Annotated in this window: 15 protein-coding genes; 12 read left to right on the top strand and 3 right to left on the bottom strand. The window is 67.4% G+C overall.

Annotated features, from left to right (window positions below):
• Window positions 1-101: 101 nt before the first annotated feature.
• The 9 genes from ABH933_RS09305 (at window position 102) to ABH933_RS09265 (ending at window position 7,658) form a co-directional block, all read left to right on the top strand.
• Window positions 102-917, top strand: a complete 816-nt coding sequence (locus ABH933_RS09305; RefSeq protein ID WP_429415890.1) for a helix-turn-helix transcriptional regulator — start codon at window positions 102-104, stop codon at window positions 915-917.
• Window positions 914-2,350: a Fe-S cluster assembly protein SufB gene (gene sufB, locus ABH933_RS09300; RefSeq protein WP_429415887.1), complete on the top strand. Its 1,437-nt coding sequence runs from the start codon at window positions 914-916 to the stop codon at window positions 2,348-2,350. Before ABH933_RS09305 ends, sufB begins: the two co-directional genes overlap by 4 nt.
• Window positions 2,350-3,528: a Fe-S cluster assembly protein SufD gene (sufD, locus tag ABH933_RS09295; RefSeq protein WP_429415884.1), complete on the top strand. Its 1,179-nt coding sequence runs from the start codon at window positions 2,350-2,352 to the stop codon at window positions 3,526-3,528. Before sufB ends, sufD begins: the two co-directional genes overlap by 1 nt.
• 30 nt (window positions 3,529-3,558) lie before the next feature.
• On the top strand, window positions 3,559-4,332 hold the full coding sequence (gene sufC / locus ABH933_RS09290) for a Fe-S cluster assembly ATPase SufC (protein ID WP_429415881.1): 774 nt from the start codon (window positions 3,559-3,561) through the stop codon (window positions 4,330-4,332).
• A 1-nt stretch (window position 4,333) separates the two neighbouring features.
• Complete coding sequence (locus tag ABH933_RS09285) at window positions 4,334-5,599, top strand: cysteine desulfurase (RefSeq protein ID WP_429415878.1); 1,266 nt, start codon at window positions 4,334-4,336, stop codon at window positions 5,597-5,599.
• A gap of 3 nt (window positions 5,600-5,602) precedes the next feature.
• Window positions 5,603-6,103 (top strand): Fe-S cluster assembly sulfur transfer protein SufU, encoded by a 501-nt coding sequence (gene sufU / locus ABH933_RS09280; protein WP_429415875.1) that lies wholly within the window; start codon window positions 5,603-5,605, stop codon window positions 6,101-6,103.
• On the top strand, window positions 6,096-6,458 hold the full coding sequence (locus ABH933_RS09275) for a metal-sulfur cluster assembly factor (protein WP_215923985.1): 363 nt from the start codon (window positions 6,096-6,098) through the stop codon (window positions 6,456-6,458). Before sufU ends, ABH933_RS09275 begins: the two co-directional genes overlap by 8 nt.
• A gap of 141 nt (window positions 6,459-6,599) precedes the next feature.
• Complete coding sequence (locus tag ABH933_RS09270; RefSeq protein WP_429415871.1) at window positions 6,600-7,022, top strand: DUF4189 domain-containing protein; 423 nt, start codon at window positions 6,600-6,602, stop codon at window positions 7,020-7,022.
• Window positions 7,023-7,181: 159 nt separating this feature from the next.
• Window positions 7,182-7,658 carry a DUF2231 domain-containing protein gene (locus tag ABH933_RS09265; protein WP_429415868.1) on the top strand — a complete coding sequence of 159 codons (477 nt, stop codon included), beginning with the start codon at window positions 7,182-7,184 and terminating at the stop codon, window positions 7,656-7,658.
• A 1-nt stretch (window position 7,659) separates the two neighbouring features.
• On the opposite strand, the gene ABH933_RS09260 is transcribed toward ABH933_RS09265, so the two are convergent.
• The 3 genes from ABH933_RS09260 to ABH933_RS09250 are packed head-to-tail and all read right to left on the bottom strand — an operon-like array spanning window position 7,660 to window position 10,299.
• Window positions 7,660-8,808 carry an RDD family protein gene (locus ABH933_RS09260; RefSeq protein ID WP_429415865.1) on the bottom strand — a complete coding sequence of 383 codons (1,149 nt, stop codon included), beginning with the start codon at window positions 8,806-8,808 and terminating at the stop codon, window positions 7,660-7,662.
• Between the two features lie 45 nt (window positions 8,809-8,853).
• A complete protein-coding gene (locus ABH933_RS09255; protein WP_429415862.1) occupies window positions 8,854-9,390 on the bottom strand; it encodes a GNAT family N-acetyltransferase in 537 nt (178 codons plus the stop codon).
• Window positions 9,391-9,429: 39 nt separating this feature from the next.
• Entirely contained in the window at window positions 9,430-10,299 is an 870-nt protein-coding gene (locus tag ABH933_RS09250; RefSeq protein ID WP_429455019.1) for a Ku protein, read from the bottom strand.
• Window positions 10,300-11,115: 816 nt separating this feature from the next.
• Between ABH933_RS09250 and ABH933_RS09245 the strand changes: the two genes are divergently transcribed.
• The 3 genes from ABH933_RS09245 to ABH933_RS09235 all read left to right on the top strand — a co-directional run bounded on the left by ABH933_RS09245 (window position 11,116) and on the right by ABH933_RS09235 (window position 13,045).
• Window positions 11,116-11,856, top strand: a complete 741-nt coding sequence (locus ABH933_RS09245) for a DUF2637 domain-containing protein (RefSeq protein ID WP_429415856.1) — start codon at window positions 11,116-11,118, stop codon at window positions 11,854-11,856.
• 161 nt (window positions 11,857-12,017) lie between these two features.
• Complete coding sequence (locus tag ABH933_RS09240; RefSeq protein WP_429415853.1) at window positions 12,018-12,521, top strand: replication-relaxation family protein; 504 nt, start codon at window positions 12,018-12,020, stop codon at window positions 12,519-12,521.
• Window positions 12,455-13,045 carry a replication-relaxation family protein gene (locus tag ABH933_RS09235; protein ID WP_429417747.1) on the top strand — a complete coding sequence of 197 codons (591 nt, stop codon included), beginning with the start codon at window positions 12,455-12,457 and terminating at the stop codon, window positions 13,043-13,045. Before ABH933_RS09240 ends, ABH933_RS09235 begins: the two co-directional genes overlap by 67 nt.
• Window positions 13,046-13,164: the final 119 nt, after the last annotated feature.

Genomic DNA, 13,164 nt, shown 5'->3' with positions numbered 1-13,164 from the left:
AAGGCCGGAATACGGGCCCGACCGGCCGGTTCTCCCCGGTGGCCGGACTACTCAGGCGACCCTTACTAGAATGCGGGAAGGAATTCCGTCACACTGATGTTGTGAAAACCGTGGGTTTGCGGAACGCGAGTGCGGAGTCCGGGCGCCAGGCTGGCGCCCGGAACGCTGTTGCGCCCGCAGCGCCGGCGAGCGAGGGTCACACCCGCGAGGCGGTGGTGCAGCTGCTGCTCGAGCAGGGTCCCATCACCGCGACCGCGATCGGCGAGCGGCTGGGCCTGAGCCCGGCCGGGGTGCGCAGGCACCTCGACGCGCTGATCGAGTCGGGCGAGGCGCGGGCCACCCGCTCCGCGCGCTGGCAGCAGCAGGGGCGCGGCCGTCCGGCTAAGCAGTATCAGCTGACCGCGGCGGGCCGCGGCCGCCTGGGGCACACCTACGACGATCTCGCCGGTGCGGCCATGCGCCAGCTGCGCGAGATCGGCGGGGAGTCGGCGATCACCGAATTCGCGCGCAAGCGGGTCGGCACGATCGTCGCCGGGATCGAGGCGCTGGGTCCGCACACGCCGGAGACCACCGCGGAGAAAGCGCACGAGATCGCCGAGGCGTTCACCGACGCGGGATTCGCCGCCTCCACGCGCAAAGTCGGTGCGGGCGTGCAGATCTGCCAGCATCACTGCCCGGTGTCGCACGTGGCCGAGGAATTCCCGGAGCTGTGCGCCGCCGAACTCGACGCCTTCCGGGAGCTGCTGGGCACGCACGTGCAGCGCCTGGCGACCATCGCCAACGGCGACTGCGCCTGCACCACCCACGTGCCACTGTTCCTGCCGACCCCCGAGATACCTACTCCCGAACCGAACGAAACCGACGCCGCCGCGCAGCCCGCGGTGGCGCGACCCAACTCCGGAAGGAGTGCGCAATGACGACCACGGCCGATCAGGCCCTGCCGCTGACCCAGGAGGAAACGATCGCCTCCCTGGGCAATTACGGCTACGGCTGGGCGGATTCCGACGCGGCCGGCGCCGCCGCGCAGCGAGGCCTGTCCGAGGACGTCGTGCGCGACATCTCCGGCAAGAAGAACGAGCCCGAGTGGATGCTGGACTTCCGGCTCAAGGCCCTGCGGATCTTCGACCGCAAGCCCATGCCGGGCTGGGGCTCGAACCTCGAGGGCATCGACTTCGACAACATCAAGTACTTCGTGCGCTCGACCGAGAAGCAGGCCGAGAGCTGGGAAGACCTGCCTGAGGACATCAAGAACACCTACGACAAGCTGGGCATCCCGGAGGCGGAGAAGCAGCGCCTGGTCGCCGGTGTGGCAGCCCAGTACGAGTCGGAGGTCGTCTACCACCAGATCCGCGAGGACCTGGAGGCGCAGGGCGTGATCTTCCTGGACACCGACACCGGCCTCAAGGAGCACCCGGAGCTGTTCCGGCAGTACTTCGGCTCGGTCATTCCCTCGGGTGACAACAAGTTCTCCGCGCTGAACTCGTCCGTGTGGTCGGGCGGCTCGTTCATCTACGTGCCGCCGGGCGTGCACGTCGACATCCCGCTGCAGGCCTACTTCCGGATCAACACCGAGAACATGGGCCAGTTCGAGCGCACGCTGATCATCGTCGACGAGGGCGCCTACGTGCACTACGTCGAGGGCTGCACCGCGCCGATCTACAAGTCCGACTCGCTGCACTCCGCGGTGGTCGAGATCATCGTCAAGAAGGGCGGCCGCTGCCGCTACACCACCATCCAGAACTGGTCGAACAACGTCTACAACCTGGTCACCAAGCGGGCCAAGGCCGAGGCGGGCGCGACCATGGAGTGGATCGACGGCAACATCGGCTCCAAGGTCACCATGAAGTACCCGTCCGTGTGGATGATGGGTGAGTACGCCAAGGGCGAGGTGCTCTCGGTGGCGTTCGCCGGTGAGGGCCAGCACCAGGACACCGGCGCGAAGATGCTGCACCTGGCGCCGCACACCTCCTCGACCATCGTGTCGAAGTCGGTGGCGCGCGGCGGCGGCCGGGCCTCCTATCGCGGCCTGGTCCAGATCAACAAGGGCGCGCACGGGTCGAAGTCGACCGTGAAATGCGATGCGCTGCTGGTGGATACGATCAGCCGCTCGGATACGTACCCGTACGTCGACATCCGCGAGGACGACGTGACGATGGGCCACGAGGCCACCGTCTCCAAGGTCTCCGAGGATCAGCTGTTCTACCTGATGAGCCGCGGCATGACCGAGGACGAGGCGATGGCGATGGTGGTGCGCGGCTTCGTCGAGCCCATCGCCAAGGAACTGCCCATGGAATACGCGCTCGAGCTGAATCGCCTGATCGAGCTGCAGATGGAAGGAGCCGTCGGCTGATGCCGGTCGATAACATCGCTGTGGCCGCCGAGGGCCGGGTGCCCGGGCTCAACAAGGGCGAGGTCTTCACCTCGTTCGACGTGGACGCGTTCGAGGTGCCCTCGGGCCACGACGAGGCCTGGCGCTTCACCCCGATCCGCCGCCTGCGCGGGCTGCACGACGGCACCGCGGTGCGTGACGGTGCGGCCCTGGTCGAGGTCGCGCCGGTCGCCGGGGTGAGCGTGGAGACCGTGGCCCGCGCCGACGCTCGCCTGGGCGAGGGCGGCGTGCCCGCGGATCGCGTTGCCGCCCAGGCATATTCGAGTTTCGAGCAGGCGACCGTGATCACCGTCGGTGCGGAAACCGAAGTGGCCGAGCCGATCGTGGTCACCATCACCGGCCCGGGCGAGGGCAAGACGGCCTTCGGGCACGTGCAGGTTCGCCTGGACAACTTCGCGAACGCGACGGTCGTCGTGGACTACCGCGGGAGCGGAACCTACGCGGAGAACGTGGAATTCGTGCTGGGCGACAGCACCAAGCTCACCGTCGTCGCCGTGCAGGACTGGGCCGACGACACCGTGCACGCCACCGCGCAGCACGCCAAGCTGGGCCGCGATGCGGTGCTGCGGCACACCAACGTCACCCTCGGCGGCGATCTGGTGCGCCTGACCGAGACCGTCCGCTACGACGGCCCCGGCGGCGAGGCCGAACTGCTCGGCCTCTACTTCGCCGACGACGGCCAGCACTTCGAGCAACGCCTGCTGGTGGATCACGCGGTGCCGCACTGCAAGTCGAACGTGCTGTACAAGGGCGCCCTGCAGGGCGATCCGGCCTCGCACAAGCCCGACGCGCACACGGTCTGGGTGGGCGATGTGCTGATTCGCGCCGCGGCCGAGGGCACCGACACCTACGAGGCCAATCGCAATCTGGTGCTCACCGACGGCGCCCGCGCCGATTCGGTGCCGAACCTGGAGATCGAGACCGGCGAGATCGTGGGCGCCGGACACGCCAGCGCCACCGGGCGTTTCGACGACGAGCAGCTGTTCTACCTGCGCGCCCGCGGAATTTCGGAGGAGGCCGCCCGGCGCCTGGTGGTGCGCGGGTTCTTCCACGAGATCATCCAGAAGATCACCGTCCCCGAGGTCCGGGAGCGGCTCGAGGCGGCCGTCGAGGCCGAACTCGCCGCCATCGGCGTCTGAAACCACTTACCCCGCAAAGGAACCGCCTGTATGACCACCCTGGAAATCAAGGACCTGCACGTCGAGGTCGCCAACCCCGACGAGACCGGCGAGCCCATCAAGATCTTGAAGGGCGTCAACCTCACCATCAAATCCGGTGAGACGCACGCCATCATGGGCCCCAACGGCTCGGGCAAGTCGACCCTGTCGTACGCGATCGCCGGGCACCCCAAGTACACCGTCACCCGGGGCACGATCACCCTGGACGGCGAGGACGTGCTGGCCATGTCCGTCGACGAGCGCGCCCGTGCGGGCCTGTTCCTGGCCATGCAGTACCCGGTCGAGGTGCCGGGCGTGTCCATGTCGAACTTCCTGCGCACGGCCGCCACCGCGGTCCGCGGCGAGGCCCCCAAGCTGCGCACCTGGGTCAAGGAGGTGAAGGAGTCGATGAACGAGCTCGAGATCGACGCCGCCTTCGCCGAGCGCAGCGTGAACGAGGGCTTCTCGGGCGGCGAGAAGAAGCGTCACGAGATCCTGCAGCTGGGGCTGCTCAAGCCGAAGATCGCGATCCTGGACGAGACCGACTCGGGCCTGGACGTGGATGCGCTGCGCATCGTCTCCGAGGGCGTGAACCGCTACAAGGAGCGCGAGGACGGCGGCATCCTGCTGATCACCCACTACACCCGCATCCTGCGCTACATCGAGCCGCAGTTCGTGCACGTCTTCGTCGGCGGGCGCATCGTGGAGGAGGGCGGGCGCGAGCTCGCCGAGGAACTGGATGCCAATGGGTATGTGCGATTCACTTCGGCCGCTGTAGGAGCATGAGATGACCGCTGTCTCGGACGTGGCAGTGCCGGCGCTGGATACCGGGCGTATCCGGGCCGACTTCCCGATCCTGAGCCGCACCGTGCGCGACGGAAAACCGTTGGTGTACCTGGACTCCGGGGCGACCTCGCAGCGGCCGCTGCAGGTGCTCGACGCGGAGCGGGAGTTCCTGCTCCACCACAACTCCGCGGTGCACCGCAGTTCGCACGCGCTGGCCGAGGAGGCCAACGACGCCTACGAGGGCGCCCGCGCGCGGATCGCGGACTTCGTGGGCGTCGGCGCGGACGAGATCGTGTTCAGCAAGAACGCCACCGAATCGCTGAACCTGGTCGCGCACGCGTTCTCCGACGACCGCTTCCGCTACCGGCTCGGCCCGGGCGACGAGATCGTGATCACCGAGCTCGAGCACCACGCGAATCTCGTTCCGTGGCAGGAGCTTGCACGCCGCACCGGGGCCACACTGCGCTGGTACGACGTCACCGATGACGGCCGGATCGACCTGGACTCGCTGGACCTGTCGCCGCGCACCCGGGTGGTCGCGTTCACCCACCAGTCCAATGTCACCGGCGCGGTCTCCCCGGTCACCGAATTGGTTCGGCGCGCAAAGGAAGTCGGCGCCCTGGTGGTGCTCGACGCCTGCCAGTCGGTGCCGCACATGCCGGTGAACTTCCGCGAGCTCGGCGTCGATTTCGCCGCCTTCTCCGGCCACAAGATGCTGGGCCCGTCCGGGGTGGGCATCCTGTATGGCCGCCGCGCGCTGCTCGAGGACACCCCGCCGTTCATCACCGGCGGCTCGATGATCGAGACCGTCTACATGGACCACAGCACCTTCGCGCCGCCGCCGCTGCGGTTCGAGGCCGGTTCGCAGATGATCTCGCAGGTCGTCGGGCTCGGTGCGGCCGTGGACTACCTGTCCGGGGTCGGGATGGAAGCTGTTGCGGCACACGAGCATTCGCTGGTCACCGCGGCACTCGACGGCCTGGACGCCATCGAGGGCGTGCGGATCATCGGCCCGACGGAGAACGAGAACCGCGGTGGCGCGGTGTCGTTCGTCGTGGACGGCGTTCACGCCCACGACGTGGGCCAGATCCTGGACGACGAGGGCGTCGCGATCCGCGTCGGCCACCACTGCGCCTGGCCGCTGCACCGCCGGTTCGGCATCGCGGCCACCGCCCGTGCCTCCTTCGCGCTGTACAACACCCTCGACGAGGTGGACGCGCTGGTCGCGGCGGTGCGGAAGACGCAGGACTTCTTCGGGGTTGCATAAGCCATGCGCATGGAGCAGATGTACCAGGAAGTGATCCTGGATCACTACAAGCACCCGCATCATCGGGGGCTGCGCGAGCCCTTCCAGGCCGAGGTGCACCACGTGAACCCGACCTGCGGGGACGAGGTGACCCTGCGGGTGCACATCGACGACAAGGGCGACGTCGCGGACATCTCCTACGACGGCCAGGGCTGCTCGATCAGCCAGGCCGCCACCTCGGTGCTCACCGACCAGGTCATCGGCCTGCCGGTGCAGCAGGCGATGAAGACCGTCGACGCGTTCAGCGAGATGATCTCCAGCCGTGGCACCATCGAGGGCGACGAGGACGTGCTCGGCGACGGCATCGCCTTCGCGGGTGTGGCGAAGTATCCGGCGCGGGTGAAGTGCGCGCTGCTGGGCTGGATGGCGTTCAAAGACGCCGTCGTGCGGGCGGCGTCCGCGGACGGCACGAACTTGGCCGAGGCCGCGAAGACGATCTCCACGAACGGGAGTAGCAATGAGTGAAACGCCAGTGAACGAGGCTCCGGCGCAGCCTTCGGCGGAGGAGCTCAGCCTCCTCGAGGATCTCGAGGAGGCCATGCGCGACGTCGTCGACCCCGAACTGGGGATCAACGTCGTGGATCTGGGCCTGGTCTACGACATGCGGGTCGAGGACGACATCGCCGTGCTGGACATGACGCTGACCTCGGCGGCCTGCCCGCTCACCGATGTCATCGAGGATCAGTCGCGCAACGCGCTGGTCCGCAGCGGTCTGGTGGAGGATCTGAAGATCAACTGGGTCTGGATGCCGCCGTGGGGCCCGGACAAGATCACCGAGGACGGCCGCGAGCAGTTGCGCGCGCTCGGTTTCACCGTCTGACCCACCGACGGAGCCGGCTGTCGATCCGGTTGCGGCGCGGGAGATTTCGGGCGCCGCCATATCGGATTCGAATTGGACAAAGCACCCTCGTTCGGCAATGATCCTCCCCGACATATTTCTCGAACCGGGGAGGATTCTTCGATGTCATTGCTGCGGAAGGCTACCGTGGGTCTGGTGGTCGCGTCGACCGCCGGGCTCAGCGTCGCCGGAGCGGGCGCCGCGAACGCGAATCCCAATGCGTACGGTGCCTTTTCGCTCTCGGAAAGTGCGGGTACCGTCGCCTACGCGCTGAACTACGCGAATTATCCCGATGCCATTCACGCGGCCGATGCCAAGTGTGGACATCCGGACTGCCACAACATTATTCAGATCGTGAACGCCTGCGGTGCGGTCGCGCAGGGCGCGGACGGGCGTTACTCCTGGAACTGGTCGGCCTCCAAGACCGAGGCCGAGCAGTCCGCGGTGAAATCGCTGGGCATGAGTGCCCCGCCGTTCCCGGATCTGGGTTCGGCCTCGCCGCGTGCGGCGCGCGTGGTGCTGTCGGGGTGCACGGACAACGTCTGAGCGAGTGGTTAGCAACATCGGGCTCGGTGGCGAGTAGGCTCGCTGCCGAGCCCGATGTCGTGCTCGAGTGAACTCGGCCCGGGGCCTCAGCGTCTTCTCAGCGACGATTTCGATACTTGTGACTGCCTCGTTCCGAATCCTCAGGAGAAACGGCTCGCTATGTCGACCATCAACGGTCTTCCCGCCCACGTGCTGCTGGTCCACATCATCGTGGTCCTGGTGCCGCTCACGGCCCTGCTGGCCATCGTGAGCGCGCTGTGGCCCGCCGCGCGCCGCAGGCTGATCTGGCTCCTGGTGGCGCTGTCCGTGTTTTGCGTGGTGATGACCCCGATCACGACCGACGCCGGCGAATGGCTCGAGCACAAGATCGGCCGCTCGCCCGCCATTCGAAACCACGCCCATCTGGGCGACACCATGATCTACTTCGCGCTCGGCCTGCTGGTGGCGGTGCTGTTGCTGCTGCTGGTGCACCTGCGCGAGACCCGCAATCGGCCGCTGGGGCGGGCCCTGGTCGGCGTCGTCGCGGTGATCGCTATCGCGGCCGGGGTGGCCGCGACCGTGCAGGTGTACCGGATCGGCGACAGCGGAGCCCGGGCGACGTGGGGCGATCAGGTCGCGACGACGTCGGCCGGCTGACTCAGACCTTGACCACGATCGTCTTCATGATCATGTCGGCGAAGGTTTGACGCTTCTTGTCCCACAGCGGCCACAGATAGCCGATGTAGCAGAAGCTGTCCAGGATGTGGCAGAGGTTGCGCACGAAGGCCATGCCGAAACCCATGAACTGCCCGTCGGCCTCGCGAATCAGCGTGATGCCGAGCAATTTCTTGCCCGGCGTCTGCCCGGTGGTGCCGACGAGGTAGGTCAGATACAGGCCGCCGCACACCGTGATGAGCCAGCCGATCAGCACCAGCGCCCAGCCGGCACCGGTGAGCCCGCCGCCGGTGCAGACCGAATACCCGTTGGCATCGGTCGTACAATCCAGCGGCCGCATGCCGACGGAGAATCCGATGATGTAGAACATCAGCGCCGGAATGCCGATGATGATCCCGTCGACGAGGGCCGCACCGACGCGCTGCAGCCAGCTGGCGTACGGGGGCTGCGGTCCGTAACCGGGCGGCGGATAGCCGTAACCCGGTGCGGTTGGCTGATATCCGCCGTAGCCGGGTGCGGGCCGGCCGTGTCCGCCCGGCGCCTGGTCGTAGCCCGGCGTCATACCGGCGTACCCGGCGCCGTACCCGGTCGGCGCGTCGTATCCGTATGTGCCGGGGGCGAAGGGATCGGCCCATCCGGGCGCGTCGTGCTCCGCCGGGCCGGTCTCGTAGGCCGACGGCGCGCCGTAGGTCGGCATGCCGGGTGACGACGGGCCGCCGTGGTCGGGGCCATATCCGGCTCCGGTTCCATAGTCGTGGGGCGCGCCATAGGGCGGCTCGCCCAAGGGGGTCGCGGGCCCCGGGGTGCCGTATCCGGGGGACTGTCCGAAGGTCGGTCCGCCGGGCGCGCCGTATCCGGGAGGCTGGCTGAAATTCGGGCCGCCGGACGGGGACTGGCCCCCGGTCCCGCCGTATCCGGGCGGGACCGGACCGAGCCCGGGCGTAGCGGCAGGTGGTGTGCCGAGTCCCGCGGCGGGCGCGTCGTCTTCGGACGGAGCTCCCGGTGGGGGAGCGATCGAGCCCGGCGTCCCGGAGAGCTCGAATCCGAGCTGTTCCGGTGGATTCAACTCGGGATGTGGCATGTCGGCTGGCTCCGGGGCGCTCGAATCGCCCGGTTCCGGCGGATTGCTCATGCGATTCCTCCGATGGTGAAGGGACGAGAGCTCAGACCACGTACGTTACCGCCGCAGCCGCCCGGTGCGTGCGAAGGTGCGCTTGGCCGCCGGCGACAGGCCCGGGGTCGCACCGTCGGCGGCACGCTCGGCCTCTACCGGATTCGGGCGGACGAACAGGGTGACGGTGGTGGCGTCGGTGAATCCGTGCCGCGTCATCATCGTCGCCGAGGCCGTGTTGCCCACCTCGACGTCGGTGACGATGCGGCGCGCGCCGCACGCGAACAGCGCCGAACAGCACATCTCGACCAGCCGCCCGGCGATGCCGCGGCCCTGCATATCGGGGGCGACGGCGATCCACTCCAGGTAGGCCCAGTCCTCGCGCAGTTCGAATTCCATGGAGCCCAGCACAAATCCGACGACCCGGTCGGAATCCACCGCCACCCAGCAGGAGCCGTCGGGATTGTCCAGATGCTCCGCGACCGAGGTCAGCGACCACGACGTATACGGCTTGACCTCGGTATTGAACACCTCCGTGCCGAGATCGAGCACCTCACGCAGGTGGCCCAGGCCCATGGGGACGATCGCGGCGTCGGATTCCATGGCCGACAGTGTGCCATCGCGCGGTTCCCGGCCGACGATTCACGCGCCCTTGCGCGCGGCCTTCTTCGCTGTCTTTTTGGCCGCTTTCTTGGCGGGCTTCTTCTCGGGCTCGGGTGTGCCGGTCCGGCGACCGGAGGCCTCCAGGCTGCGCTGCAGGGCCGCGACCAGGTCGACGACCTCCGCGTCCATCTCGGCGGGCACCGGTTCCTCGCGGCGGGCGACCGTGCCCGAACCCGAGGCGATCACCTCGTCCAGCAGCCGCTTCAGTTCGATCTGGTACTCGTCGGTGTACTGGTCCGGATCGAATCCGTCGGACATGCTCTCGACCAGGGTCTGCGCCATCGTGATCTCCTGCGAGCGGGGTTCGGCGGCGCCGTCGAGCGCGGCGAAGTCGACCGCGCGCACCTCGTCGGGCCACAGCAGCGTCTGCAGCACCAGCACCCCGTCCCGCACCCGCAGCGCGGCGAGCCGCGTCTTCTGCCGCAGCGTGAAATGCACGAGCGCGACCCGCTCCACCTGATCGAGCGTCTTGGCCAGCAGCACATAGGCTTTCGGCGTGGTGGAATCGGGCTCGAGATAATAGCTCTTGTCGAACAGGATCGGATCTATCTGCTCCGCGGGCACGAACTGCAGGACCGGAATTTCGTGTTTCTCCGCGACCGGCAGCTTCGCGAAATCCTCGTCGGTGAGCACGACCTTGTCGCCCTCGGGCGATTCGTAGGCCTTATCGATATCGGCATACTGCACCGACTGCCCGCAGATCGTGCACACCCGGTCGTATTTGATCCGCCCACCGTCCTTGGCGTGGACCTGGTGAAACCTGATGTCGTGATCCTCGGTGGCGGTGTAGACCTTCACCGGGACGTTCACCAGCCCGAACGCGATGGAACCCTTCCAGATCGATCGCATCCTTGGATGCTACTTTTGACCGGTTGGTTTTGTCCTGCGAACTGGCGTGACCTGCGGGTTCGTGGTTGTTGTCGGTTGTTGTTTGTTGCTGTTCGTGGATCTGTGACGTCCTGTGGACATCCTGATATCGACACGATTCGGCGACGTCTCGTGCCGTTTCGGGGCGGTTCGGTTGGTGGTGGAACTGCGCTGGGTGACCGGCTCTGGCGACCGGATCGCCTGCTTTGTACCACCTTGTTAATACTCTGGTACCTATATATGCGCATTTAAACATTAGATGTCGGGTTTCGTAATCGGCGTTGCCGGGCTTCAGAACGTGGTATTGGAGGGGAGCATTGCTTGCATCGCTGGCCGCCAAGAGTCGGTGACGGTCTTTTTGTTGAGCTTGTCCGGTTGCCTGTTTCAGGCCGGTGACGGGCGAAGGGCGCGCTGGAACGTCGTTCGGGGCAATGGTGTCCCGGGCTGATTCGGGCCGCCGGGTGTTGAAGTTCGGTGCCGGTCGCAGGTTCGTGCCCTCGGCGCGGTACGTACAGGATCTGCACGTAACCGTACCCGTCGCGAACTGCGAGTTTCTGCCACGGTTGACATCGTTCGGCGGCGTCGTCGTTCCGGCGGTGCGCTGTGAATGCCGAACAGATCATCACGGGGTTGACCGCGTTGCAGGCCGATGGGCTGGCCTGCGTGGTGTGCGGGGGCTGACTACCTCCGCATCTGTGTTCGGCATGTGCCGGTCGGCCGATCGGTCACCGGTTCGCAGGTATTCGCCTGTGCCTCCTGCCATTTGAGCGACGCGTGTCGTGTGGGAGGTGTGCTGGGATGAGCACCGCCATTTCGGATCGTCGTGACCGGACGTTGTGGATCCAGTGCGCGTGTACTGCAGTGGTCGCGATCGGTGCGGCGTACGCGTCGTACCGGCACGGTCGGGAATTTGCGCTGCGCTTCGGCGCGGACGAGACGATGGCCAGCATCTGGCCGTTGATCGTGGACGGGCTGTTGACCCTGGCCACGGTCGAGCTGTGGAAGACCGGTCGCGATCGGAGCGCGGGCGGCCGGTGGGCGGCGTGGTTGGCGTTCGTGTTCGGGATCTGCCTGTCGCTGTGTGCCAATATCGCTGCGGCACCGGTGTTGAGCGTGTTCAGCGTCGCGGTGGCGGCGTGCCCGCCGCTGGCGTTGCTGCTGGCGGTCGAACTGTTGAACCACGCGCTGAAGCGGCATCACGCCGAGACCACCAGCGAGACCGGCGGGACGGACGAGACTGCGGAATCGACGGCGCCGGTAGTACGTCTCGTGCCGATCCCGGCACGGTCGGGCCCACCCGCGGAGTTGACGGCGGGGCATCGCATGTGGGCGTACTACCTGAGCGAGCGGTCGAAGGGGCGGACACCGACTGGCGCGGAGCTGGATCGGATTGCAGGCACGAACAACTACGGTCGCAGGGTGCTGCGGCGGTGGAAGGCAGCAGGCGAGCATGCGAACCGCGCGGTGGAGGTCAACGGGCCGGACATCCAGGTCCGTGCGGCAGGGACCGGGCAACCGGTCGGCGGTGATGCCCGATAACCGGCCACGGCGACACCACGGTTGCGGGTGGGGCGGCGTGTGGTGGGGCGGATGGGGTGGCGGGTGTTCGGCGTCCTATAGCCGCCACCCCAAACGCCGAATACGACAACGGCATTCGGGCCGGTCGGGCACGCATTCGGGGTAAGGGGACGGAATCCAGAATGAATACGAATACTCATACGTATTCCCCCGCGGGGCGGCGTGGCGGGCGTGGCATGCATCGGGGTGGGCATCCGGATGCGGGTGCGTGGTTTCGTCTGCTCGATCGTGACCGACGTCTTCTGGCGCTGCTTGCCGAGCACAAGGCGTTCACCACCGACCAAATCGCGTCGCTGGAGTTCGCCTCGGTCCGCCGCGCACAGGACAGGCTGCGCAAACTGCGCGAGATGGGCATGCTGTTCGCCTTCCGCGAATCCCTCTACGGCGGCGGCACCACCCAAACACGCCACGCCCTCGGATATCCCGGCGCACGCCTGATCGCGGCCCAGCGCGCGCAGACCCCACCCGCCCCGGCCGAGTACGCCCTCGGTCTGGAGCGGCTGGCGTGCTCGCCGATGCTCGGTCACCGCCTGGGCGTGAACGGCTCTTCTTCTGCGCCCTGGCCGCCCACCGTAACCCCGCTCGCCACCACGACCCAGCCATTCCGGATTCGGTGCAGGGGTTGACGCAGTGGTGGTCGGAACGCCAATGCGCCGAGATGTTCTGGACCATCGCCTCCGGCGAGGACCAACTCCACCCGGACGGTTACGGTTGCTGGGAGCACGAGGGCCGCGCGGTGCGGTTCTTCCTCGAGTACGACACCGGCACAGAGTCGTTGACCACTGTTGTTTCCAAACTCGTTGACTATCAACGCTTCCCGACCGACAAGTTCGGTCTCCTGCTGTTCTCTGTGCATTCGGCCCGCCGTGAGACCGGGTTACGGACCGCGCTGAGCCGCGCGTTCGGCAGCTACCGCCCCGACCTGGTGATCGCGACCACCAGTCGTGACCTGACCCATCCCGACGGCCCGGCAGGGCCGGTGTGGGCACTGTGGACAGCCGAGAGCGGCGGCGCCGTCACCCAACGGCTACGGCTGGCCGATCTACCCGAACGCGACCCCCAGATCCAAGACCTCCTCTACCCCAACCAGTCTCGGCCCACCACCGGATACCCGGGGCCTCTCACGACGTCACTCAGGACGGCATCCTGATCGAATTGGACACCCCTGCTCCCGATGACCGGTGACCCCCGGGGGCGACAGTCCGAGTTGGCCCCGCCGTAAGGGATGGCTGGCGGGACCTGCTCACTCGGCGAGGGTCTTGATGCGCG

Source organism: Nocardia sp. GP40 (assembly GCF_050434125.1).
Classification (GTDB): Bacteria; Actinomycetota; Actinomycetes; order Mycobacteriales; family Mycobacteriaceae; genus Nocardia; species Nocardia albiluteola.
The sequence above is the reverse complement of the archived record's forward strand: the minus strand, read 5'-3'. Positions and strand labels throughout refer to the sequence as shown.

What these genes read in the sequence shown, in the direction of transcription:
- sufB (WP_429415887.1), top strand. Translation starts at nt 914, where the DNA reads ATGACGACCACGGCCGATCAGGCCCTGCCGCTGACCCAGGAGGAAACG.
- sufD (WP_429415884.1), top strand. Translation starts at nt 2,350, where the DNA reads ATGCCGGTCGATAACATCGCTGTGGCCGCCGAGGGCCGGGTGCCCGGG.
- sufC (WP_429415881.1), top strand. Translation starts at nt 3,559, where the DNA reads ATGACCACCCTGGAAATCAAGGACCTGCACGTCGAGGTCGCCAACCCC.
- ABH933_RS09285 (WP_429415878.1), top strand. Translation starts at nt 4,334, where the DNA reads ATGACCGCTGTCTCGGACGTGGCAGTGCCGGCGCTGGATACCGGGCGT.
- sufU (WP_429415875.1), top strand. Translation starts at nt 5,603, where the DNA reads ATGCGCATGGAGCAGATGTACCAGGAAGTGATCCTGGATCACTACAAG.
- ABH933_RS09275 (WP_215923985.1), top strand. Translation starts at nt 6,096, where the DNA reads ATGAGTGAAACGCCAGTGAACGAGGCTCCGGCGCAGCCTTCGGCGGAG.
- ABH933_RS09270 (WP_429415871.1), top strand. Translation starts at nt 6,600, where the DNA reads ATGTCATTGCTGCGGAAGGCTACCGTGGGTCTGGTGGTCGCGTCGACC.
- ABH933_RS09265 (WP_429415868.1), top strand. Translation starts at nt 7,182, where the DNA reads ATGTCGACCATCAACGGTCTTCCCGCCCACGTGCTGCTGGTCCACATC.
- ABH933_RS09260 (WP_429415865.1), bottom strand. Translation starts at nt 8,808, where the DNA reads ATGAGCAATCCGCCGGAACCGGGCGATTCGAGCGCCCCGGAGCCAGCC.
- ABH933_RS09255 (WP_429415862.1), bottom strand. Translation starts at nt 9,390, where the DNA reads ATGGAATCCGACGCCGCGATCGTCCCCATGGGCCTGGGCCACCTGCGT.
- ABH933_RS09250 (WP_429455019.1), bottom strand. Translation starts at nt 10,299, where the DNA reads ATGCGATCGATCTGGAAGGGTTCCATCGCGTTCGGGCTGGTGAACGTC.
- ABH933_RS09245 (WP_429415856.1), top strand. Translation starts at nt 11,116, where the DNA reads ATGAGCACCGCCATTTCGGATCGTCGTGACCGGACGTTGTGGATCCAG.
- ABH933_RS09240 (WP_429415853.1), top strand. Translation starts at nt 12,018, where the DNA reads ATGAATACGAATACTCATACGTATTCCCCCGCGGGGCGGCGTGGCGGG.